General features: G+C 34.8%; 23 protein-coding genes and 3 pseudogenes. 9 read left to right on the plus strand and 17 right to left on the minus strand.

Annotation, left to right across the window (positions count from 1 at the left end; genetic code table 11):
- The first annotated feature begins 76 nt into the window (after positions 1-76).
- Positions 77-1,123, plus strand: coding sequence for a DNA/RNA non-specific endonuclease (locus tag HW423_RS07645; RefSeq protein WP_218931346.1), 1,047 nt, complete (start codon positions 77-79; stop codon positions 1,121-1,123).
- A 45-nt stretch (positions 1,124-1,168) separates the two neighbouring features.
- Here the strand turns inward: HW423_RS07645 and HW423_RS07650 are convergent, their stop codons facing one another.
- On the minus strand, positions 1,169-1,999 hold the full coding sequence (locus tag HW423_RS07650) for an aldo/keto reductase (RefSeq protein WP_218931347.1): 831 nt from the start codon (positions 1,997-1,999) through the stop codon (positions 1,169-1,171).
- Between the two features lie 80 nt (positions 2,000-2,079).
- On the opposite strand from HW423_RS07650, the gene HW423_RS07655 reads away from it, so the two are divergent.
- From HW423_RS07655 to HW423_RS07670, 4 genes and pseudogenes are all read left to right on the plus strand, one after another.
- Positions 2,080-3,078: a YdcF family protein gene (locus tag HW423_RS07655; RefSeq protein ID WP_218931348.1), complete on the plus strand. Its 999-nt coding sequence runs from the start codon at positions 2,080-2,082 to the stop codon at positions 3,076-3,078.
- Between the two features lie 329 nt (positions 3,079-3,407).
- Positions 3,408-3,569: a hypothetical protein gene (locus tag HW423_RS07660; protein ID WP_218931349.1), complete on the plus strand. Its 162-nt coding sequence runs from the start codon at positions 3,408-3,410 to the stop codon at positions 3,567-3,569.
- 15 nt (positions 3,570-3,584) lie between these two features.
- Positions 3,585-3,887, plus strand: a pseudogene (locus tag HW423_RS07665) (aldolase/citrate lyase family protein); the annotation flags it as partial.
- Between the two features lie 77 nt (positions 3,888-3,964).
- The gene (locus HW423_RS07670) at positions 3,965-4,588 is read left to right on the plus strand and encodes an endonuclease III domain-containing protein (protein WP_218931351.1); all 624 of its coding nucleotides are present in this window, start codon (positions 3,965-3,967) and stop codon (positions 4,586-4,588) included.
- Positions 4,589-4,644: 56 nt separating this feature from the next.
- Here the strand turns inward: HW423_RS07670 and HW423_RS07675 are convergent, their stop codons facing one another.
- On the minus strand, positions 4,645-5,154 hold the full coding sequence (locus HW423_RS07675) for an AI-2E family transporter (protein WP_218931352.1): 510 nt from the start codon (positions 5,152-5,154) through the stop codon (positions 4,645-4,647).
- A gap of 626 nt (positions 5,155-5,780) precedes the next feature.
- Positions 5,781-6,278, minus strand: coding sequence for a cupin domain-containing protein (locus HW423_RS07680; RefSeq protein ID WP_218931353.1), 498 nt, complete (start codon positions 6,276-6,278; stop codon positions 5,781-5,783).
- A 399-nt stretch (positions 6,279-6,677) separates the two neighbouring features.
- On the opposite strand from HW423_RS07680, the gene HW423_RS07685 reads away from it, so the two are divergent.
- Together HW423_RS07685 and HW423_RS11555 are read left to right on the plus strand one after the other, a co-directional pair.
- Complete coding sequence (locus HW423_RS07685; RefSeq protein WP_328803147.1) at positions 6,678-7,934, plus strand: quaternary amine ABC transporter ATP-binding protein; 1,257 nt, start codon at positions 6,678-6,680, stop codon at positions 7,932-7,934.
- Positions 7,927-9,686, plus strand: a pseudogene (locus HW423_RS11555) (ABC transporter permease/substrate binding protein). The gene HW423_RS07685 and the pseudogene HW423_RS11555 overlap by 8 nt, the downstream one beginning before the upstream one ends.
- 79 nt (positions 9,687-9,765) lie before the next feature.
- Here HW423_RS11555 and HW423_RS07700 read toward each other — a convergent pair.
- Entirely contained in the window at positions 9,766-10,893 is a 1,128-nt protein-coding gene (locus tag HW423_RS07700; RefSeq protein ID WP_218931356.1) for a baeRF6 domain-containing protein, read from the minus strand.
- Between the two features lie 167 nt (positions 10,894-11,060).
- On the opposite strand from HW423_RS07700, the gene HW423_RS07705 reads away from it, so the two are divergent.
- On the plus strand, positions 11,061-11,510 hold the full coding sequence (locus tag HW423_RS07705) for an Ohr family peroxiredoxin (RefSeq protein WP_218931357.1): 450 nt from the start codon (positions 11,061-11,063) through the stop codon (positions 11,508-11,510).
- Positions 11,511-11,584: 74 nt separating this feature from the next.
- Here the strand turns inward: HW423_RS07705 and HW423_RS07710 are convergent, their stop codons facing one another.
- The 9 genes and pseudogenes from HW423_RS07710 to HW423_RS07750 form a co-directional block, all read right to left on the minus strand.
- Positions 11,585-12,403, minus strand: a complete 819-nt coding sequence (locus tag HW423_RS07710) for an IS3 family transposase (RefSeq protein ID WP_218931386.1) — start codon at positions 12,401-12,403, stop codon at positions 11,585-11,587.
- 43 nt (positions 12,404-12,446) lie between these two features.
- Complete coding sequence (locus HW423_RS07715; protein WP_218931358.1) at positions 12,447-12,995, minus strand: helix-turn-helix domain-containing protein; 549 nt, start codon at positions 12,993-12,995, stop codon at positions 12,447-12,449.
- 78 nt (positions 12,996-13,073) lie between these two features.
- Positions 13,074-13,673, minus strand: a complete 600-nt coding sequence (locus tag HW423_RS07720; protein WP_218931359.1) for an SOS response-associated peptidase — start codon at positions 13,671-13,673, stop codon at positions 13,074-13,076.
- A gap of 13 nt (positions 13,674-13,686) precedes the next feature.
- A pseudogene (locus HW423_RS07725) lies at positions 13,687-14,562 on the minus strand (fumarylacetoacetate hydrolase family protein).
- A gap of 116 nt (positions 14,563-14,678) precedes the next feature.
- Positions 14,679-15,086 carry a hypothetical protein gene (locus HW423_RS07730; protein ID WP_218931360.1) on the minus strand — a complete coding sequence of 136 codons (408 nt, stop codon included), beginning with the start codon at positions 15,084-15,086 and terminating at the stop codon, positions 14,679-14,681.
- 12 nt (positions 15,087-15,098) lie between these two features.
- Positions 15,099-15,599: a hypothetical protein gene (locus HW423_RS07735; RefSeq protein WP_218931361.1), complete on the minus strand. Its 501-nt coding sequence runs from the start codon at positions 15,597-15,599 to the stop codon at positions 15,099-15,101.
- Positions 15,589-16,134, minus strand: a complete 546-nt coding sequence (locus HW423_RS07740) for a MotA/TolQ/ExbB proton channel family protein (protein ID WP_218931362.1) — start codon at positions 16,132-16,134, stop codon at positions 15,589-15,591. Before HW423_RS07740 ends, HW423_RS07735 begins: the two co-directional genes overlap by 11 nt.
- Positions 16,135-16,258: 124 nt before the next feature.
- The gene (locus HW423_RS07745; protein ID WP_218931363.1) at positions 16,259-16,996 is read right to left on the minus strand and encodes a pseudouridine synthase; all 738 of its coding nucleotides are present in this window, start codon (positions 16,994-16,996) and stop codon (positions 16,259-16,261) included.
- Positions 16,996-17,754, minus strand: a complete 759-nt coding sequence (locus HW423_RS07750) for an alpha/beta fold hydrolase (RefSeq protein WP_218931364.1) — start codon at positions 17,752-17,754, stop codon at positions 16,996-16,998. Before HW423_RS07750 ends, HW423_RS07745 begins: the two co-directional genes overlap by 1 nt.
- A gap of 103 nt (positions 17,755-17,857) precedes the next feature.
- Here HW423_RS07750 and HW423_RS07755 point away from each other — a divergent pair, with 103 nt between their 5' ends.
- Entirely contained in the window at positions 17,858-19,216 is a 1,359-nt protein-coding gene (locus HW423_RS07755; RefSeq protein WP_218931365.1) for an FAD-binding oxidoreductase, read from the plus strand.
- 64 nt (positions 19,217-19,280) lie between these two features.
- On the opposite strand, the gene HW423_RS07760 is transcribed toward HW423_RS07755, so the two are convergent.
- The 4 genes from HW423_RS07760 to HW423_RS07775 form a co-directional block, all read right to left on the minus strand.
- On the minus strand, positions 19,281-19,952 hold the full coding sequence (locus HW423_RS07760; protein ID WP_218931366.1) for a deoxynucleoside kinase: 672 nt from the start codon (positions 19,950-19,952) through the stop codon (positions 19,281-19,283).
- A 210-nt stretch (positions 19,953-20,162) separates the two neighbouring features.
- The gene (locus HW423_RS07765; protein WP_218931367.1) at positions 20,163-20,597 is read right to left on the minus strand and encodes a pyridoxamine 5'-phosphate oxidase family protein; all 435 of its coding nucleotides are present in this window, start codon (positions 20,595-20,597) and stop codon (positions 20,163-20,165) included.
- 18 nt (positions 20,598-20,615) lie between these two features.
- A complete protein-coding gene (locus tag HW423_RS07770) occupies positions 20,616-20,897 on the minus strand; it encodes a DUF503 domain-containing protein (protein WP_218931368.1) in 282 nt (93 codons plus the stop codon).
- 117 nt (positions 20,898-21,014) lie between these two features.
- The gene (locus HW423_RS07775) at positions 21,015-21,746 is read right to left on the minus strand and encodes a sortase family protein (RefSeq protein WP_218931369.1); all 732 of its coding nucleotides are present in this window, start codon (positions 21,744-21,746) and stop codon (positions 21,015-21,017) included.
- Positions 21,747-21,771 lie beyond the last annotated feature (25 nt).

Below are 21,771 nucleotides of genomic sequence, written 5' to 3' on the forward strand. Positions count from 1 at the left end.
TATTATAGAAGCCTTGAAAATAAATAAACTATTTAATAATATAATAGGAATAAACTTTGGAATAGGAGAATTTAATTTGAAGATAAATACGAATGTATTTCATAAACTGTCAATATTCTTTATATTGACGCTACTTGTATTTTCTGTCGATCATAAGTCCGTAGATGCTAGCGAACAATTTATTGATAGCAGTGGCTTCTCGATTACACCCGAATTACCGAAAAGTGCACCAATTGTGCCTGAAGGAGAAACTTATGTCGAGATTAATAATAATATCCCTTACTTTACTAACAAAGATATTACGGCAACAAAAACGTGGGTGGAATTTAGTCAATTAGATGACTTAGGTCGAGTGGGTGCTGCTAACGCAGTTCTTTCTGTAGATACCTTACCTGCTGAACAAGAGTCAAGAAAAGATATCTCGGCCTTCCACCCTACTGGTTGGCATCAAGGGAAGTACAAGCAAATTGGTAGTGGTGGTTGGCTTTATAATCGATCACACTTAATTGGGCATCAATTGATTGGTGAAGGTGACCCAGAATTAAATCTCATGACTGGAACGAGATGGTTTAATATGGAAGGTATGTTACCTTTTGAGAACTTTGTTGCAAGTACCATTGAAAATGATTTGCTGACTGTTCGTTACCGAGTGACGCCCTACTTTGAAGATGGGAATTTACTAGCTTCTGGTGCATTTATGGAAGGTTTCTCCATTGATGACAACGGTGAAACCCTTCAATTTAACATCTATATTCCAAACAGACAGAAAAATGTTCAGCTTGATTATGGAACTGGTCTGCACGACGGGGAATATATTGAACAAACAGCAACCACAGCGCCAGCAAACAATAATCACCCTGGCACTACTTTATACTTTGCTGGGAATGCGATCGCAAACAGCTCTTCTTCGAATCTACCGGTCAATTCCGATGTGACTGAAGGTCAAGGTGTGATAGAATCTGCTGGTTTTGCTGAAGTAGCAATAGAAACGCCGGCAGAAGAAAATGTTTATTATCAAAATTGCACGGCTGTACGAGATGCTGGTGCTGATCCGATTCATCGTGGTGAACCTGGCTATGCATCACATTTAGATCGTGATAACAACGGCATCGGATGTGAATAACAAAAAACAGACTCCAGTTTTTGCTGGAGTCTGTTTCTATATATATTAGTTTATAACTAGACGATTTAAGTAATCCATGTCAGTTGCTAAAATCTCAAAATCAAGATCCGCGTTATTATCCACATATTCTTCATGGACTGATTTTGGTAATACAACTAAACCTTTTTGGTAACAATAACGAATCGCAATTTGAGCCGTTGATTTATTGTATTTATCTGCAATCGTTTGAATGTCTGGATTATTTAATAATTTTCCTGTTCCAATTGGTGAGTAAGCTTCTACGATCATGTCATTTTCTTGGCAATATTGAACTAATTGCTCATCGCGGAAACCAATATGGTATTTAATTTGATTTAACATTGGTTTGATTTTTACATTCTCTAACAGATTTACTAAATCATCAATTTCAAAGTTTGAAACACCAATGGCTTTTACTTTACCTGCTTCATATGCTTCTTCCAATGCTCTCCATACTTGCAGATTCTCTTCGAAATACATTTTCTCAATGGGTCCATCAGTATGCATTTTATCCCAAGGACGAGGGGCATGAATAATCACTAAATCAAGATACTCAGTATCTAAAGCCGTTAATGAGTCTTCAATGTCTTTTTTAGCTTCATCATAAGTTTTTGAAAAAGCACTTACTTTAGTAGTTAGGAAAAAGTCTTCTCGGTTCACTCCAGAAGCTTTCATTCCTTTACCGACACCCTCTTCATTTACATAAGTGCGGGCAGTATCGATATGTATATAGCCATTATTTAACGCATAAGCTGTCATTTGTTCTGCTTCTTCTGGGCTCATTTGCCATGTTCCCAATCCAATCGCAGGGATTTCTAAACCGTTTGAAAATGTAAATACTTCTTTTAATTGTGTCATACATATTTCCTCCTAAACTTGATATGATTATGTTACCATTATTTCTTGAATTCGTATAATAAATGCACCCGGAGGATCAAATGGCAATGTCATTGTTAGTTTTTATTCTTTTATTCGTACTTTGTTTAGTTATTTATAAATATGAGCCTAGAACTATTTTTTTAGGACTCGTCATAATTTTAGTCGCAATTCAAAGTGTTGTTATGTTTCTGGTTTTTAACTTTAATAATTTGGCGCTAATTATGGGTATAATATTAAGTATTCTATTCCTAATTATACCTGTGGTTCTGACAATAGGTTTCTTAAGCAAACATAGAAAATTGTTCAAATTCTTAATAATTAGTTTGTTTGTCGGTATCATCATTTGCCTTCTATTGTATCTGAACGAAATCAATATCATCGAATTACTTCAACTCCCTTTAGTTACATGGGGAATTGGTTACTTTGTTTGTGGTATTTGTATAGCAATACTTGTCGTTGACAGCTATCTTCTTTCAGCTCTGATGAATTTATTTAGTAAAGAGAAACCAAGCGTAGATTATCTCATCGTTCTAGGCGCTGGATTGAATAAAGAAAAAGTGACTCCTTTACTTGCCAAACGAATTGATAAGGCAATCCAAGTATTTAAAGAAGCCCCTGATTTAATATTGATTATGTCAGGTGGGCAAGGAGATGATGAGATGATTCCAGAGGGATTAGCCATGGCAAATTATGCAATAAGTCAAGGTGTCCCAAAAAATCATATTATTATTGAAGATCAATCTGTAAATACTTATGAAAATATTTTATTCTCAAGTCAGCAATTTGCCTCTGAAGATGCTTCATTTGCAATTATCAGTACAATGTATCATTTGTTTAGAGCTGAATTGATTGCTAAAAAACTAGGTTTAAAATCTGTGAGCTATGGTGCTGAATCAGGTAAGAACTGGGTATTCAATGCGAATGCTTTTATTCGAGAGTTCTTTGCTTATTTATATATGCAATTGAAGTGGGTTGTCTTATTTTCAATTCTTTATACTCTATTATACAGTTTGTTGCACTATATGGTTTTGATGAATGCGTTCCCATTATCTCTATGATACAGTTAACATAGAATTTAGGTGGAATAATAATGAAAGAAAATAATCATACTAAAGAAAATGCAGGCAAGCGAACAAGTGGTTGGCACGTTCTTTGAAACGATTGGAACTTCTATCGTAGAATGTTTAGGTATTGCGGGATTAGATTCTTCATTGTTGATTTTGAACACAGTACATTTACCACGGAAACACTGTTGGAAATTGTTCATGCAGCTGAATTACGTGATATGTCTACTTTATTGAGATTAAAAGATATTAATCGATCGAATGAATTACGTCCATTAGATGTTGGTGTTCAAGGTTAATTATTCCAAATATTCGAACTGTTGATGAAGTTAAACAAGTGGTTGGTTGATTGGGGGAAGTACGCACCCATTGGTAACCGTGGATTTTTCCTATCTCGTGTCACTGATTTTGGTTTTAGTGATAAAGTTTTCGATTTATCAGCCTACTTTAAAGAGCGTAATCAAGAAACGTTAATCTTCCCATAATGTGAAACACCTCAATGTTTAGAGAATATCGAAGAAATTTGTGTGATCGATGGTGTTGACGGTATCTTTGTTGGTCTTTTTGATTTTACGATTGCCTTAGGTATTCCCGCTCAATTTGATCACCATATTTTTAAAGAGGCTCTAGCTCATATTTATAAAGCATGTCGTGATAACAATAGATTCACTTTTATTTTTGGAGCAAATACTGAACAAACTAAAAATTATAGAGATTATAGCTTTGATGCTGTTACTTGCTCAATGGATGCTACAATTATGATCGAAGCCTTTAAAAATATGTTAGAAACAGTTAAAAAGTAAATTTTAAACTGGTTATTCCTGTAAAATATTTAATTATATACTATAATATAATTAAAACTTATAGTAGGAATGATAAGATGCTAAGTAGAACAGATGCCAAAATCGTACTTAATGAAATTATGAATTTATATCCAGATGCAAGACCTACCATGCGATATGAGAATGCCTTTCAATTATTAATGGTTGTCATTTTGAGTGCGCAAGCAACAGATGCTTCCATTGAAAAAATTCAGGACAAATTATTTGAACGATATCCTTCGCCTGAAGCGGTCATCGAATCGAGTATTGAAGAGATTGAAACGTATATAAATACGATTGGCTTATATCATAATAAAGCGCGCTATATTTTTATGAGTAGCCAGCAGTTATTAGATAACTTTGGAGGAGAGGTTCCATCTACACGTAAAGAATTAACATCCTTAACCGGTATTGGTCCTAAGTCTGCCAATATTATCTTGAGTGTCGCGTATGGCGAAGCTGCATTTGCGGTTGATACCCATGTTACGCGAATATGTAAGCACCACAACATTGTTGACGATGATGCGACAGCTCAAGATATAGAAAAGCGTGTGACAGAGATCCTGCCCCCTGAGAAATGGGGACATGCCCACCAAGCGATGATAAACTTTGGAAGAGAAATCTGTAAACCACGTAACCCTCTCTGTAAGAATCACCCGCAATTATATGCATATCTAGACTAGAATTCTTTAAATTCAAAACACAAAAGGAGCACAGATATTCTGCGCTCCTTTATTATTTAATCATAATAATTGTTTAGCTGCCCTTTTCTACGATATTTATTACGGACTTGGCGATATGCTGCAATGAATGGTATTAGTACAGATGCAACTACAATCCCAAGCACATTAAATATAACCGCACATAAGATCATAATGACTGCTGGTAACCAGAATGGTAGTTCTAAATCTTTTCCTAAGAAAAACGGTTCGATTAATTGTTCGATAATTTCGACCCCAATGTATAGGAAGAGTAATAACCATCCTTGACTTGGATCACCAAATATCCATTCAATAATTACCCAAGGTATGAATGCAATGCCCGCACCGACGACGGGAATTAAATCTAATAAACTAATTCCAATCGCAAATACAATAGCATAACCAGGTTCATAGCCAATTCCCCAGAAGCCTAGAAAGAGTAGTAATATTACAATACCAATGACTTTTACTTCGGCTTTTGCAAATAGCCAAATATTTTTAACTCCTGTTGAAAATACTTCACCCCAAAATTGTGTATTTAAATTCATTAAATCTATCCTCTCATTTATTACAGATTGATTTTATTTTTTATTTTTATGTATAGTAATATTTTAACAAATTTAGTATAAAAACCATCCGCCTTAAGACGTAAATATGCTTTATAACAAAAGACACATTAAAAATTTTATCTAATTAATGCGTATAGTTTAGATATATTCTACAAAGCCATTCCAACTGGTCTCTAGCAAATGATTTAAATTTTCTTTTTGACGTTTCATATTGAGAAAAGCTTTATTGCATTTTAAACTCATGCTCCTCTGTTCACCATAAAATTTGATTGTGATTTTATATAGAATTAATCCTTTTTTCGCTCTAAAAAAATTCAATATCTTCGGTTAAACTCATTGCATACTCTCCACTCAGGTCTCCTAAAGTTGTAAGGGATAATAATAATTATATTGTCAGAAGTAAAATACACAATGTAATAATCTGAAGCTACTAAAAACTGAAACGTATTATACATTATTGAAGCCATTCAACCTGGTTGTGTGAAACCATAAATATAATTTTTATCTATTTGGCATTCTGGCATAACTTCTTTAATGATAGTTTCAATATTTTCTGATTTGCATGCTTTGTTCATTGGATTCATCTCAATTTCGTTTATAGGGAATCAATCGTTTAAAAACGACTGCCCCGTGACCGGGTCCAGTTCCGGTTTAGGAACTTGTATAATGTTCTCTTTAACTTCACTATACTCAGTTATTTCTCCATAACGCATGTCATATGAATCTCCATTCGGATATGCGCCAACAATTATAAAGTCTTCAGTTGAATCCTTCTTTTTATGAGCTGTTCCGGCTGGTAGAAAAATAACATCCCCTTGAGTAAAGGTAATAGTTTCTGACTCAGGACCTCCTAATTGTACCCTCGCAGATCCGGAAATACATGCTAACACCTCATGGGCGAGGGAATGAAAGTGATGCTTAGATAAAATTCCATTTATCCAACCATTTGAATAATGATGTTTCTCTAGAAAACCTAGAACGTCCTCTCCTGAATAGTCATTTTGTTTAAATATCTCAGCTAATGCCTTTTTATATATGACGACAGGCAGTTTGTTATTGGGAAAAGGACTATTTTCTTGAAGTTGCATTTTTATTATTTCCATCTTGTATCTCCTATCATTATATTAATTCTAATACTTATAGTATATTATAACGCTACACTTTCTAAATCGCACGAAATTTACATTACATTATATCCGTCAATCTATCACTTAAACTTACAACTAGTTTTAAATACAATTTACCATAAAAGGATTCTCAGTTTGTTTCTATGAACATATATAATTAACGAATCAAGAAATTTTATATGATTTATGAACAAAAAGTTAAAATGAGAAGATTTTAATTATAATATTAGAATAGCTTACTCATTGCATTGTAAGCGATAATCTAATTTAGTAAGCAGATTCATCTTTTCGTCTCATTTTACATGCATAATTAACTATGTTATTGTGAAAAACGTGATTATTACAAAAAGATTACATTGAAAAGAGGTAAAATTAGTGATTAAATTAAGAGTCGAAAACTTAACAAAGATTTTCGGAGACAATGAAAAAGAAGCATTAGACTTAATGAATCAAGGAAAAACTAAAGAAGAAATATTAGCAGCTACAGGTGCAACACTTGGAGTGAATCAAGCTACTTTTGATGTAAAAGCTGGAGAAATTTTCGTTATTATGGGCTTATCAGGAAGTGGTAAATCTACACTTGTTCGTATGTTAAATCGTCTTATTGAACCGACAAACGGTAATGTATATATTGATGAAGCAAATGTATCACAAATGAATAAAAATGATTTACGAGATATCCGTCGTAAAAAAATTAGTATGGTGTTTCAAAATTTTGGTCTCTTCCCTCACCGTACTATTCTAGAGAATACTGAGTACGGTTTAGAAGTACAAGGCGTACCGAAAGCAAAACGTCAAGAAAAAGCGGAACAAGCTTTAGATAACGCTGGCTTACTTCCATATAAGGATCAATTCCCTGATCAGTTATCTGGTGGTATGCAACAACGTGTTGGTCTTGCAAGAGCGCTTGCTAACGACCCAGACATTTTATTAATGGATGAAGCCTTTTCTGCTTTAGATCCACTAATCCGTCGTGATATGCAAGATGAGTTAATTGAAATGCAAAAGACATTAAACAAAACAATTATCTTTATCACGCATGATTTAAACGAGTCATTAAGACTTGGTAATCGTATTGCAATCATGAAAGATGGTGAAGTTGTCCAAGTTGGTACGGGTGAAGAAATCTTATCAAAACCTGCGAATGATTATGTTAAACGCTTCGTAGAAGATATTGATCGTACTAAAGTATATACAGCGCAACATATTATGGAAGAACCAACAGCTGTTACAACTCAATTAGAGACACCTTCAGAAGCACTACGTATTATGGTAGATGAAGGCATGAGTAACATTCTTGTTGTAGATAAAGATGAGCAATTAATTGGATATGTAACCCGCGAAGAAGTGGAATCATTACTACACCAAGGTCATGATGATATATCAAGTGCTATTCAATCAGATGTTCCAGAAGTTGAATCTGGTGCTTTAATTGATGACTTATTCGATGTAATTCATGATTCTGAAACGCCAATTGCTGTTACAAGCAATAAAGGTGAATTAGAAGGTGTTATCGTCCGTAGTAACGTTATTGGTGCTATGACAACTGACACGCAATATGATGTTATTAACAACAATGAGGATGATACAGAAATTAAAGATTCTACTAAGGAGGAATTAGACCATGAGTAGTTTATTAGATATGTTTCCACAGTTGCGTGTCTCAGAATGGATTTCTAACTTTATTGATTGGATAACTGCCAATTTCAATGTGTTATTTGATTCATTAAACAATGTTGGTACAAGTTCAATGGAATGGATGACACGTATGTTAATGTTAATTCCACCACTTGCTTTTATCATAATTGTGATGTTAGTTGCCTATTTCGTTTCGAATAGAAAAATGGGCCTATCAATTTTTGCTGGTATTGGATTATTATATATTCACAACCAGAACCTATGGGGTAATATGATGAACACCTTAACATTAATTATTGTTGCAAGTTTAATCTCAATCATCGTTGGTATACCTTTAGGTATTCTGATGGCTAAGAGCTCACTTGCTGAGAAAATCATTCAACCTATTCTAGACTTTATGCAAACAATGCCAGCCTTTGTTTACTTAATTCCAGCTGTTTCTTTCTTTGGGATTGGGATGGTGCCTGGTGTGTTTGCTTCAGTAATCTTCGCCCTACCACCTATTGTTCGTTTCACTAACTTAGGAATTAGACAAGTTCCTGAAGAATTAGTTGAAGCAGCTGATTCATTTGGTAGTACGGGATGGCAAAAACTTTATAAAGTCGAATTACCAAATGCCAAATCAACGATTATGGCTGGTACAAACCAAACCGTTCTTCTTGCACTTTCAATGGTTGTAACTGCTTCAATGATTGGTGCACCAGGTCTTGGTACGAACGTATTAACTGCATTACAACGTGGTCAAGTTGGAGCTGGATTCGTTTCAGGTTTCGCTTTAGTTGTCCTAGCAATTGTTATTGATCGTATCTTACAAAGCTCAAATAAAAGCCGCGTAGACTAAGAACGGAAAGGAGAATAATTTTGAATAAGAAAACAATACATAGAATTATCGGTGCCATTCTAGCTGTTCTGTTCGCAGGTGAAATTGTTTATAGTGTTAATAATACTGAACTTGCAACACGTTCAACGGGAGAAACAATCCAAATAGTTCATAACCCTTGGGATACAGAAATTGCGTCTTCAACAGTTTTAGGCTTAGTATTAGAAGAAGCTGGATACAATGTAAATCTTGTATCAGTTGATAATGCCATCATGTTCGAGTCAATCTCTACTGGAGAATCAGATGTTATGACTGCTGCTTGGTTACCTACAACACATGGGACCATTATTGAAGAATATGAAGACAACATGGTGAATTTAGGTCCAAACTTAGAAGGTGCTTCTACAGGAATTGGTGTTCCAAGTTATATGGATGTTGATTCGATTACTGATTTAGATTCACAAGCAGAACAAACCATTATTGGTATCGAGCCTGGTGCTGGTGCTATGATTCAAACAGAAGAAGCAATGAGTCATTATGACAATATAAGTGATTGGGAATTAGAAGCACCATCTACTGGAGCAATGTTAGCTTCACTAGATGAAGCAATTCAAAATGAAGAAGAATTTGTCTTTGTTGCTTGGACTCCCCACTGGATGTTCTTAGAGTATGATATTAAGATGTTAGAAGATCCTGATTTCGTATATGGTGAAGCTGAAGATATTTATACTTTCACTCGCTTAGGCTTTGCGGAAGATCATCCTGAAGCTAACGAAATTGTTGATCGTTTCTTTTGGGAAATCAATGACATGGAAAGTGTGACATTGGCAATGCAAAATGGTACGGATAACCGTACAGCCGCACAGAATTGGATTGATGAGAATCGTGAAACAGTGGATTCTTGGTTAGAAGGCGTATTTGAATAAAATTAATCACTTAAAGAATCACACTCCATTAGGAAATAATCCTAATGGGGTGTGATTTTTACTTTTAATATTCTAATGCTTAATAGCGCAATCTTGCAGAGACATTAATTCCTTCTGGCATATCATCGTCTGGAACAATATAAATTTTTCCTTTAGCAGTTGCGACTTTTGTTATGAGTTGTTTTAAGAAGTCTTTGTCTGATTCTTCAAAACTACCATTATCAGTGATTGTCCCTGATTGGCTATAAGCTTTATTTACTAATAACTCTTCAATTCGCCCTTCTATAGCACTCATGGATAAATCATCTAATTGATTATCAACTCTAAACTTAGGTGCTGTTTCTCTAAAGCGATTGAACATGGTCTCTTGTTCTTTTTTAACAATTTCAATATTTCTGTTCAATGCTTTTTCTTGGACAGTATTGAAATTCACATTCGCACCCGACTCTTCAATTCTGTCATCAATTAAATAAGGGTTCTTAGACAAGTCACGGAATACAGCTTGATTTTCGGATAAAGCATATAGAATTAGTGGCAAATCACGTGGTGATGAGTAGTTTTCATGAATATAATCATCAACCACTCGGAAGTAATTCTCACGGTCTATATCTTTCTCATGACTTGTATCATTATGACCATGATAACCTAGTTCTCCTCCACCTGTCGCTCCGTAGGCACCTGAATTGTCACTTCCTCCAGTTAATTCTGAACCTAAAGCATCTTTTAAAGTTCTTGGTGCATCATCACCTTCGAAGTCAATTTCTTTCACTGAAGTAGCGTCACCTTCAAATAAACGAATATCATCACGATTTAAAATCAATACGTGATATTGGTTCGTGTATTGATAGTTTTCAATTAACGGTGTTAAATTTGGTGCTTTACCTACATTAACTAAATTAGCTACTGGAATACCTAAGTGATAATAGTAGACTTCGTCCTCTGTAATATATAATGCAAGTCCGCCTCGATAAGAAACTAACTCAATGTCATTGACTTTTGCTCTTTCAATTTGATCTAGAAACTTGTTCGCTACATTTTTGTCGCATTCAGCTTCAATTTTCTTTTTGGCATCTTCTAAAAGATTATTCAATTGAATACGATCTTGATCGGAGCTGACAGATGTTGCATGCAATTCCATAGCAATTGTCACAAATAACTTATCAACCTGCTCTAACTCTTTCGCCGGAAAGGCAGTTAATTTAATCATAGTGAAACCCCTTTCTTTCTTGTAATATATTAATAGTAACAATATATTTCCTAACTGTAAAATCATACACATTGAAATATCCCACTATGTTAGAACAGAAAAGTTGCATCCCAAATTATTATTGGTAATCTCTATATATATATATAACTTATGGAGGAAGATAATTAATGTCAGAAAAAAGACGTTATACGACTAAAGCAGTGAATACAGGTGGCCGTCATGGTATTAGTCGTTTAGTAGATGGTAGTTTTGAAGTTGATGTTGCAATGCCTAAAGAAATGGGCGGGCCAGGAGAAGCTGTCAATCCCGATCAGTTATTCGCTTTAGGTTGGAGTGCTTGCTTCCATTCGGCTTTAGAACGTCATAAGAAGACGTTTGGTGCAGAAGGTGAGTCAAAAGTTGGCGTTGAAATTGGACTAAATACTGACCCTGAATTCGGCGGTTTTAAACTAGTGGCTAATATTGAAGTTGGTATCGAAGGCTTATCATTAACAGAAGTGCAAGAACTCGCTGACCAAGCGCACGGTGATTGCGCTTATTCAAAAGCGACTCGTGGAAACATCAATTCTAAAGTTACTGCCATTGAAACATTCTTTATTGAAGACGTAAATAATTAATCCCTTAAAAAAGCAAGCTTATAAACTGTCAAACTGTAGTGAACCCCAAAAGTTGGAGTTTATTCAATTAAATATTAAGCAGACAATTGAGTGTCTTGTTTTCGGTATTCAACCGGAGATAAGCCACTCAATTTTTGTTTAATGCGATCATGGTTATAGTAATAAATGTAGTCTTCCATTCGTTGTTTTAGCTCAGTATATGTGAGTAATTTTTCTCCATAATACATCTCCTGTTTCAATATGCCAAAGAAATTCTCCATCGGAGCGTTATCAAGGCAAGTCCCTTTCCGAGACATACTTTGAAAGATACCGTGTTGTTTCAAAGTCTTTACCCACTTATGATGTTGATAATGCCAACCTTGATCGCTATGTAGAGTTGTTCGATAAGTGGCATTATTTTTAATGACTGAGAGAGCCGCTTTCAACGGTTCTATCGCTATATCTAATGTAGGCCGATTGGAAATCTTCCAAGCTATAATCTCTTGATTATATAAATCCATAATAGGACTTAAATATAACTTTTCATCATTCAGACATTTGAATTCGATAATGTCTGTAACAAGTTTTTGTAATGGATGAGGTGTCATAAACCGACGATTTATTTTGTTTTTAGCGACTTTACCGACAGATCCTTTGTAAGAATTGTATCGACGAGATCGATTCGTAAACTTTAGACACTGTAGCCCTAATTGTCTCATAATACGAAGAACGCGTTTATGATTGACTTTATAGCCTCTGGCTCTTAATTCAATTGTAATGCGTCGATAGCCATATCGCTCTTTATGTTCCTCAAAGATAGCTTGGATAAGGTCTTCAAGCTCTTTATCTTTATGAGGTTTGGTTTTCTTCGCGATATGATAGGGTAAGTTGACTCTGGTAATTCTGTCACATATAAGACATCTTTGAGTTTAAAGCCTATTTGGGTTAAGTCATAGACTATGTCTGTTTGTTGTTTGCGCGTGGGTCTTCTAAGCCCAGCGCTTTTAACTTTTTTAAGTATTCTAATTCAATCCTTAAATACTCATTTTCTTTCTTTAACAATTCGTTCTCTTGCTTCATTTCATCATGATTGTTATCGTGAACCGTTTTATTATTATCTTGATTCGGATTCGATTTAGGCATTTTTGGCGGTCTCCCTTGCGGTTTATTCAGACCTTGGGTGCCAAACCTAACGTATTGACGATGCCAGTTGGCTATGATGGATGGCTCACTTATACCAAAAGCATTCGCTGTGTTTATATAGGACGCACCCGTGTCTTGCTTAAATCTTAAAACATTTAACTTAAAATTTAAAGGATAGGTTGCCTTGCGTCGTTTGGTTTTAAGGCCTTCTTTCCCATTGGTTTTGAATTGGTTAACCCATTTTTCAATCAAACTTGTCGTTGAAATATGATATTTCTTAGCGAGTAAGGTGTAACCTAATGTCCCATTTAGATACTCTTCGACAACCTTTAATTTGAATTCATATGAATACTTTTGTGACACAAAAACGACCCCCGTAAAGTTAGATTTTTAACTCTAACTTTCGGGGGTCACCTCAAACAACAGTCCATAAGCTTGCTTTTAATTTGATACTTGTTTAAATGTTAAATCTATTGTTAATGTGAGAAGTGTTTCTTGGAGTTGATTTGGATCAGTTTTTAAATTCAAATACTCCTTCTCTGTATTCTTATCTAATATGACTGGAACTCTGTGATGAATGTCAGCCATTTGCCCTACCGAATCTTTTGTTAACATCGAGTAGGTCAACGTACTTGAACCATCTTCGTTGTTGTAACGCTCACAAATTCCTGCAATTGAGAATATATCAGAATCTGCGACTGCAATTTCCCACCGCTCTTTCTTCTCTTTTGAATCAACTTCTTTAAATTCATAAAACGAAGTGGCTGGAATCAAACAACGTTTACGTTTAAAGGGTTCAATAAATGTCCGCTTTTCTAATATTGATTCTAAACGAGCATTAATCAGAGGTTTCTTAGCAAAACTAGGCGTAAATCCCCATTTAATCGCATAAAATTTATTATTTGGGAGTAAAATCAGGTTATTTTGACTTGGATAGTACACTTCTCTCTCATCATCAGGTAAATTCGCATCTAATTCTGAACCTTCATAACGATCCAGTAATGCTTTTTTATTCTCTAAAAAACTATATTGCCCACACATCGTTAATCACTCCTTAACTAATACGATTCGTAAGTGTTCCAATACCTTCAATCTCAATTTGAAGCTCGTCACCAGTGTCTAACCACTCTTGTTCGGCATCATAGCCAAAGATTACATCTTCGGGTGTCCTTGTAAATATTAAATCGCCGGGTTTAAGCGTCATTTATTTTGATATATAAGAAATAATTTTAGCACAGTTATAAATCATTTTATCTGTATTCGATTGTTGAACGATTTTACCATTTCGCTTAGTGGAAATATCTAATTGATTAGAATCTATACTGCCCGACGTCACAATTACTGGGCCAATAGGTGAAAATTTGTCAGGGGTCTTCCCGAGTATCCATTGGCCAGATTTAAACTGTAAGTCTCGTACTGACAAATCGTTTCCAATCGTATAACCAAAGACATAGTCTAGCGCTTCTTCTTGAGACACGTCTTTGGCAGTTTCTCCCATAATCACAACTAATTCACATTCATAATCAATTTGTTCGCCATCTAATGGTTTAGGTATAACTTCCCCATTCGCTGCGAGAGCGTTGTTAAATTTACTAAATAAGACCGGTTCTTCAGATACATCTAAGTCTGTACCTTCTGAGACATGGTCTAAATAGTTTAAACCGACACAAATAATTTTTTCAGGTCGACTTATCGGAGGTAAAATATGTAAATCTTCATATTTTAAATAATCAGATTCAATGAAAGATGATTGATCTTCTTCAAAACTTTGTTTTATTAACTGATATTGTTTTTCCTCAATGAATGATTTGAGTGAGCCTTTTAGCTCTTTATCAGAGTATTTGCTAAGAATATCAAGTGAAAGAACCCTATTCGAAGTAAGTAAACCAACGTGGCTAGAATCTTTATAACTATACCTAAGTAATTTCATTGTTTAATTCCTTTCATTTTTAAAATTATGAAGGGTTTTCTATATCTGCATTATAACGAATAAACAAATAGAGAGCCAAGATTCTGATGAATCTAGCTCTCTCTATATTAGTTATATTAAAATTGTTCCTCGGCTTCTTGGAAATCAGCTTGAGAATCAATTAAAGTTTCTATGACTGAATCATAAGTAGCTTTAATCGCATTTTCATCTGTCACAGTGTAAGTGGTTGAGTCTTCCTCATTACTCACACGTGATTCAACTTCATCTTCTGTCACAGCTTCATTATCCCAAAGAATATCGGATTGAGAAATCGTTATATTAACGTGTTTCGCTTCTTCATTTCCTTCGCTAACACTGCTGGTTTCATTTGTCATAGTCTCTGTCGTTTCGGTGCTATCGCCTAAACCACCATCTAACCAGCCACCTTGCGTGACTCCAAAGCCTCCACCTACTAATACTAAGGCTGCTACAAGCCAACCCCAAATACCGAATTTACTTTTTTTCTTATTATCTTTTCTAGCCATCATTACCACTCCTTATTCAATTTCATTACTTTGCTCGATTAGCTTTTCCTGATATACAACTGTACTATCAGAATTTTGATCTATTTGTGTTATTGCTGATAGAATATTTCGATAATCTCTTAAAAATATTTCCTCATTATTATAAGTAAACGAAACGATGATAACTTCTTGTTCAATTGTCTCGATTTGAGAGGAAAGCCATGAATATAAGTCTTGAGTTTCAGGTTTTTGAACTTCCGATCCATCTTCCAAAACTAAATACATGGGATCATTATCCAAGCTGGATGGAAAGACAATATTTACTTTCCCAATCGATTGTTGATACGTTTGATACCAAGTTTGTTCTGAATGCGTTTGAGGCATTTGTGTTTGTTCTAATTGGGTAACCTCTTCTTCTAAGGCTGTAATCGTCTCCGCTGTTGATTGAGACTGTGTCGCTAATACCATAAATAATAATATTAATATCACATCAAGCAAAGGAGTTAAGTCAACAATCATTTCTTTAAATTTCATCGTAAGGGGCCTCGTCATTTCGACGCGCATGTCGTTCGACAATCGCATCTTTTCTCAATAAATATGTTTGGACTAATTCATTATTCTCCTCCACCCTCGCTTGTAAATAACCGTTTAAAGCTTTGAAGATAATGGCGAATACAATCCCCCAAAATGTTGAAGTCAATGCCATAAAGAATAAACTTGTATCTAATTCACCAACCATCGGTATTAATGAAATAACTGTTCCTAATAAACCCATCAAGGGGAATATCGCACACACGTTTGTAAATAATACATAGAGACTATTACTTTTCTGACGCTTTTGGAGAATTTCTTGCTCACCATCTGAATCAAAATATAACTTGTAATGTCTGTTCATACTATTTTGATTTTCTTTACCTAGAGCCACATTTCCCCGTGGGATTAAAATATTAAATAATTGCTTACAGCTTTCTAAGCATTTATAATAAAGAAACGCTGCACCAATCGCTATAATAACAATTAAAAAATCAAATTTGAAAAAATTATCTAATATTGGTTGAAAAAATTGCAATGACTATTCACCTCTAATTTTATGTGGTTTAATCATACCATTTTACAAGTAATTTGCGAAGAATATAACTTTATAACAGTAAATTTATTTCATTTTTTTATTAGGTACTAAATAAATATTCAAATTATGATCGTTTTAATTCTTGCATCATTTCTTTTAATTCTTGTAACTCTTCTTTATATAAATGTCGATATTGACCACTTTGCGTTGTCTTGTCCAAATGAATGGGACCAATCATGATGCGATGTAAGCCTATGACTTTAACCCCACATTGTAAAAACATACGTTTAATTTGATGTCTTTTCCCCTCAGTCAAAGTAACTAGCCCAGTACTTTCACTCATCGATTGATTTAAGATGCGTAATTCAGCTGGTTTGAGTTGAGTTCCGCCTTCTAATAGCAGGCCATTTTCAAATACCTCCACCATTTTCTGGTCCATCGGGCCATTCACTGTGACATGATATTGCTTTTCTTTAGCAAAACGCGCTTGTTCAAATAAATAATGGAGTTGACCATTGTTTGTGAGAAAGACTAAACCTGTTGAATCGCGGTCTAATCTACCTACAATTGATAAACTCTCATCAAAATCTTGTTCTTTTAATAATTCTAAAACGGTAGTGAATTCCGAATCTTTTTTAGCACTCAAGACCCCCTTGGGTTTGTTCAAAGCGATATAAGTATGTCCTAGATTTTCACCTATACGCTTACCTTTTACTCTGATATCAAATAGGCCAGAATCAATCGTAAGCATTCTATCTGTAACGATTTTTCCATCACACGTTACTTGTTTACTCTGTAGCAATCTTTTTCTTTTTTTAACCGGCAAATTGAGTGCTTTTTGTAATAACTCATCAAGCGTCATTAGTGTAACTCTTCTAAATATTCATTATGGCTACGTTCAAAAAAGTCAGCAATTCGATCCATCGTCAGTGTTTGTACAAGGTGACCAGCATGTTCGAAGATAACTTCCATATTCAGCTCTGGATTCTCTTCTACAAAGGCTTTTGTTTGGCTAAAAGGAACTTTTTCATCTTCATCCCCATGCCAGATAAAGAATGGTCTATCGCCTAATAATTCGGGTTGACAGGATAGATCATACTTAGGAATCCACGATGTTAGATCAAAATAGTCCTGAGGCAAATAAATATTTCGACTGGTCGCATTACGATAAATCATGTTTCTATAATCAGTTAATGCGGGCGTTCCCATGATACATGCTGCAGCATTAATTTCTGGATTATGTGTCATTAAGGCGCAGGTTGTCATTCCACCCATCGACAAACCACCTACACCGATGAAATTAGTGGTTAAATGTCGTTTTTTGAAATAATCAATGATATAGCCAAATTCAAATAAATTTGTATGAATACTATTAAAAAAGGTCAATGAAGGTATCGATGAAACCGTTTGGATGCGTTCACCGTGGTTCTCCGCATCTGGTAACACAACGCGAAAGCCTTTAGCCGCTAACTTGCGCCCTTGGGTAATTACTAATGTCTTATTAATTTGCCAACCATGATAATATACGATGATGGGTAATGGTTTATTTTGGTTAGTATCTTCAACAACTTCAAATACGGGAATGGTTCCAATCATTCTTTTTCTTACAATAATTTTCAATTTTTTCCAACTTTCTATAAAGTATATCATTGTACTTTTGATGACAATATTTAACTAATTTGTTATTCTTATTATATTGAAAAGCTTTTCAAAGGAGGCAATTATGAAATTAGATAATATTATATCAGAGCCATCACGCATTCTACAAGGAAGTCGCATTCCTGAAGCCTATTCGGTGAATGAGCACAGTGAAAAAGTTAATCTCCATGCGGTGGCATATCCATTAAATACTCAAGAAGTCGTCGACTTAGTTAAATATGCCAACCAAAATGACTTAGTCATTATTACTTATGGCGCTAATACTGGTTTAGCTGAAGCAACTTCAGCGTTCGGCGGTGAGTTAATCATCGATCTCAGCAAGATGAATCAGATTATTGACTTCGATTTAGATACATTAACTTTAGTGGTAGAACCTGGTGTCACAAACGGTGAAGTTCAACAATATGTAGAGTCAAAAGGTTATTTCTACCCACCTGATCCTGGAGCAAAACATGGTTCAATTGGTGGTAATGTAGCCACAAATGCCGGCGGTATGCGTGCGGTTAAATACGGTACAACGCGTGATTACGTACGTAAGATGGAAATCGTCTTGGCTAATGGTGACGTGATTGAAACAGGTAGCGTAGCGATTAAGAACAGTTCAGGTTATAACTTAAATCATCTATTTATTGGTTCGGAAGGAACTTTAGGAATCATTACTAAAGTCTACTTAAAAGTGATTCCCTTACCTAAGTTTAAACAATCCTATATCGCCGCCTTCCCTTCGTTAGACGATGCGGCGGAAGCAGTACTTTCTATCTTACGGAATGGTTTAGATATCACAGCTGTTGAGTTTTTCGAACGACGTGCCATCGCATATAGTGAACAACTCTTGAATAAGACATTTCCTAGTGAAAATGGTGTTGCCTACTTATTAATGACCTTTGATGGGATGCATGAAGCGGTCATTCAAGAAGAAGCTCAGCGATTAGAAAAAATTACTCATGATCATTATGCTGTTGAGTTTTTAGTACTTTCTGAAGAAGATAGTTTAACTGCATGGGATTTACGCGATAATATATTAGCTGGAATACTAACAATTTCTGAACAAGAGCCTCTAGATTATTCCGTGCCCGTGAATGAATTTGTGAATTTTTTCAAATATACGCATGAAGTTGAAGCGAATAGTGGTTTAAATTTCATTAGTTTTGGCCATGCAGGAGATGGTAATATTCACTCTTCTATCTTACGAGCCGACTTAACTCAAGATGAATGGCAAAAGAAAAAACATGAAATACTGACGAATTTATATGCTTATGTCTCTGAAGTCGGTGGTTTACCTTCTGCAGAACATGGTATAGGTTTAGTTAAAAAGCCATACTTTAAACAAGTGATGAGTAGCGAATATTTGCATTACTTAAAACAAATTAAAATGGCATTTGATCCTGACAATCGCTTAAACCCAGGTAAAATTTTTGATTAATACTTCATCCTTAAACAAAGAAATCACCTCAAAGATTAACACTTTAAGGTGATTTTTTATGTATTTATTTTGTCGCAGGTTCTAATTGACCCATCTCAACAAGTTTATTTTTTACTAGTTCAATAACTACTTCTGCATCAGCAGGGTTATTAACGACATCGTATTTATCAATATCAATTTTGATTACTTGTGATGCGTGGTAGTGATTATCTACCCAATCATCGTAGCCACTCCAAAGTGTTTTATAATAATTCACTAAGTTGATATCTTGTTCAAACTCACGACCACGAATGCCGATTCTCTTTAAGATTGTCTCGAATGAGCCTGTTAGATAAATCATTAAATCGGGAGATTTTTTAGGTAGTTCATCCAATTCTTGAAGCATATTTGTCAATAGCTTTTCGTAAATATTAAACTCAAGATTTGAAATACGACCTAAGTCGTTGTTTACTTTCGCGAAGTACCAATCTTCATAGATTGAACGATCTAATACGTTATTACGGTGAACAAGTGCCTCCTTAATACTATAAAAACGGCTACTTAAAAATTCTAACTGTAATAAAAATGAATATCGTTTTAATTTTTGTTCTTCCTCTGATGCGGTATAAAATAATGGAAGTATTTCATTGTCATCCACATTTTCATAAAAAATATCCGAACCAAGTGCATTACCAATTAATTTTGCTACACTTGTCTTTCCAGCACCAATCATTCCACCAACAACTATAATCGCCATCGACTCCTCTCCTTTATTTCATACAACAAGATGTTGTGTCTATTAATAGATTATACCACTATATATTGTGTTTTCAAATTAAGTTTCAATCTTGTCATAGACGCACCTATGAAACTATACAGAATTTTATTGATGGATTCAAGTTAATTATGCCACATAATTTTAAAATAATAAATGCGTCACTCTTGTTAGTAAGTGACGCCTTTAATGTTAGTCTTTTACATGAAATTCAAAATGTTCAACACTTTTATTTTGTAAATGTTGATATTTACCTCGTCCTTTAAATAATTGGAATGCTTGAACAGATTGTTGGTCTGCTTCATCTGGATACACATCATTAACATATGGATTATCTTTTAGAATTTCTTTTAAATGCTCTTTTCCAACTTTTCGGATAGAGCCACTCACACGAATGACTTCTATTCCCTTCTCAGATTTAGCCATTCCCGTAATTGATACTTCAGGTTTCGCTTCTAATTGCTGGTAAAAGTCAGTTTTAGGTGATGTCATGAAGAAGATTCCTTTTTCATTCCCTACGCCTACATTAATATAACGTGCTTGCGGCAATCCTTCATTGTCCACTGTTGAAAAAACAGCTGCACCAATCTCATCTTGTAATAAAGTTAAATATTTTTTGTATTCCATATTCTTCCTCCTAAAAAATTACATTTCTGTAATATTATATTCTGTAACCATAATTGGATAAGTACTCTCTATAAAAGCGAATATATCTTCTAAACGCTTCTTGCCTAACTTTGCATCGCTTGTAACAATTGCGAGAGCAAGTTCACTTTGATTTAATATATCATGAAAAGCAACTTCTGCTGCTGAAACTTTAAATCGAACTTGACTCTTTTGAATGATACTTTTGACGATGCGGCGTTTATCTTTTAAAGAATAAGCATCATTAATGATAAAAGTGATTGTCAAGACATGTACATGCATCTATATCCCTACTTTAAATTAAATATTTCAATGTCTCACATTAATAATGAATGAGAAAAAGAAATCAATCACGTTATAAAAACATGATTCATTCCTCTGATATTGGTTATGACGATATTACCAAATGCGGTAGCCGATATTTGTGATTAATAGGCCAGTCTGAATATCCCAACGACAATATTGAATATATACCATATCATGACCATTACCGTAGTAGGCTAAATCAGGCATATAATCATCACCGTAAAATTGCTTTTGTTGATTTTCATGTAGAAATTCAATCGTTTGAGTAATTTCATAACCTTTACTTAAACCCTCTTCGTCTGTAATGACCACTTCTGTTCCAACCTCGAGCAGGTCTTGATCCGCTAATGGATTAAAAACGCCTCTACCCGATAAATCATAGTAATGACCAAAAAATGTATTGATATTATTTTGACCTACATAAGCCACTCGGTTTTCATTCAAGACTTCATTTAATTCATCAAAATCATCACCGAAGCCTACGTTTCCTCGCATGTCTTTAAAAGAAAAATCATAACCATTCACGTTTAGGCTTTCTTCAGTATAACCTGCTTCAGTCCCATCTTCTGGCAGGGATTCGTTTTCTTCTTCATCGTAGTCAGTCGGTAAAACTGGTTCATGAATGACCGCACCTTCGACATCCTCAGGTTTCAGGCTGTCATCTTCGTCATCTTTTTCTCTTTCGTACTCGTCTACTCTGTTTCCTTGCTGAACTGACGAAGTATCTTGAGCAAGGACCGTCGTATTTGGTACAAATGCATTCGTATAAGGCATGAGAGTCGCAAGTAGGGATGTTAATAGTAGAAAGCGTTTAATAAAAATCACCTCAAAATTAGACTAGTAAACATAT

The sequence above is a fragment of the Ruoffia halotolerans genome (assembly GCF_014049385.1).
In the GTDB taxonomy this organism is placed as follows: domain Bacteria; phylum Bacillota; class Bacilli; order Lactobacillales; family Aerococcaceae; genus Ruoffia; species Ruoffia halotolerans.

Bases quoted from the DNA above. Each gene is read 5' to 3' on its own strand.
- HW423_RS07650 (WP_218931347.1), bottom strand. From the start codon at position 1,999: ATGACACAATTAAAAGAAGTATTTACATTTTCAAACGGTTTAGAAATC.
- HW423_RS07655 (WP_218931348.1), top strand. From the start codon at position 2,080: ATGGCAATGTCATTGTTAGTTTTTATTCTTTTATTCGTACTTTGTTTA.
- HW423_RS07660 (WP_218931349.1), top strand. From the start codon at position 3,408: ATGAAGTTAAACAAGTGGTTGGTTGATTGGGGGAAGTACGCACCCATT.
- HW423_RS07670 (WP_218931351.1), top strand. From the start codon at position 3,965: ATGCTAAGTAGAACAGATGCCAAAATCGTACTTAATGAAATTATGAAT.
- HW423_RS07675 (WP_218931352.1), bottom strand. From the start codon at position 5,154: ATGAATTTAAATACACAATTTTGGGGTGAAGTATTTTCAACAGGAGTT.
- HW423_RS07680 (WP_218931353.1), bottom strand. From the start codon at position 6,278: ATGGAAATAATAAAAATGCAACTTCAAGAAAATAGTCCTTTTCCCAAT.
- HW423_RS07700 (WP_218931356.1), bottom strand. From the start codon at position 10,893: ATGATTAAATTAACTGCCTTTCCGGCGAAAGAGTTAGAGCAGGTTGAT.
- HW423_RS07705 (WP_218931357.1), top strand. From the start codon at position 11,061: ATGTCAGAAAAAAGACGTTATACGACTAAAGCAGTGAATACAGGTGGC.
- HW423_RS07720 (WP_218931359.1), bottom strand. From the start codon at position 13,673: ATGTGTGGGCAATATAGTTTTTTAGAGAATAAAAAAGCATTACTGGAT.
- HW423_RS07730 (WP_218931360.1), bottom strand. From the start codon at position 15,086: ATGGCTAGAAAAGATAATAAGAAAAAAAGTAAATTCGGTATTTGGGGT.
- HW423_RS07735 (WP_218931361.1), bottom strand. From the start codon at position 15,599: ATGAAATTTAAAGAAATGATTGTTGACTTAACTCCTTTGCTTGATGTG.
- HW423_RS07745 (WP_218931363.1), bottom strand. From the start codon at position 16,996: ATGACGCTTGATGAGTTATTACAAAAAGCACTCAATTTGCCGGTTAAA.
- HW423_RS07755 (WP_218931365.1), top strand. From the start codon at position 17,858: ATGAAATTAGATAATATTATATCAGAGCCATCACGCATTCTACAAGGA.
- HW423_RS07760 (WP_218931366.1), bottom strand. From the start codon at position 19,952: ATGGCGATTATAGTTGTTGGTGGAATGATTGGTGCTGGAAAGACAAGT.
- HW423_RS07765 (WP_218931367.1), bottom strand. From the start codon at position 20,597: ATGGAATACAAAAAATATTTAACTTTATTACAAGATGAGATTGGTGCA.
- HW423_RS07770 (WP_218931368.1), bottom strand. From the start codon at position 20,897: ATGCATGTACATGTCTTGACAATCACTTTTATCATTAATGATGCTTAT.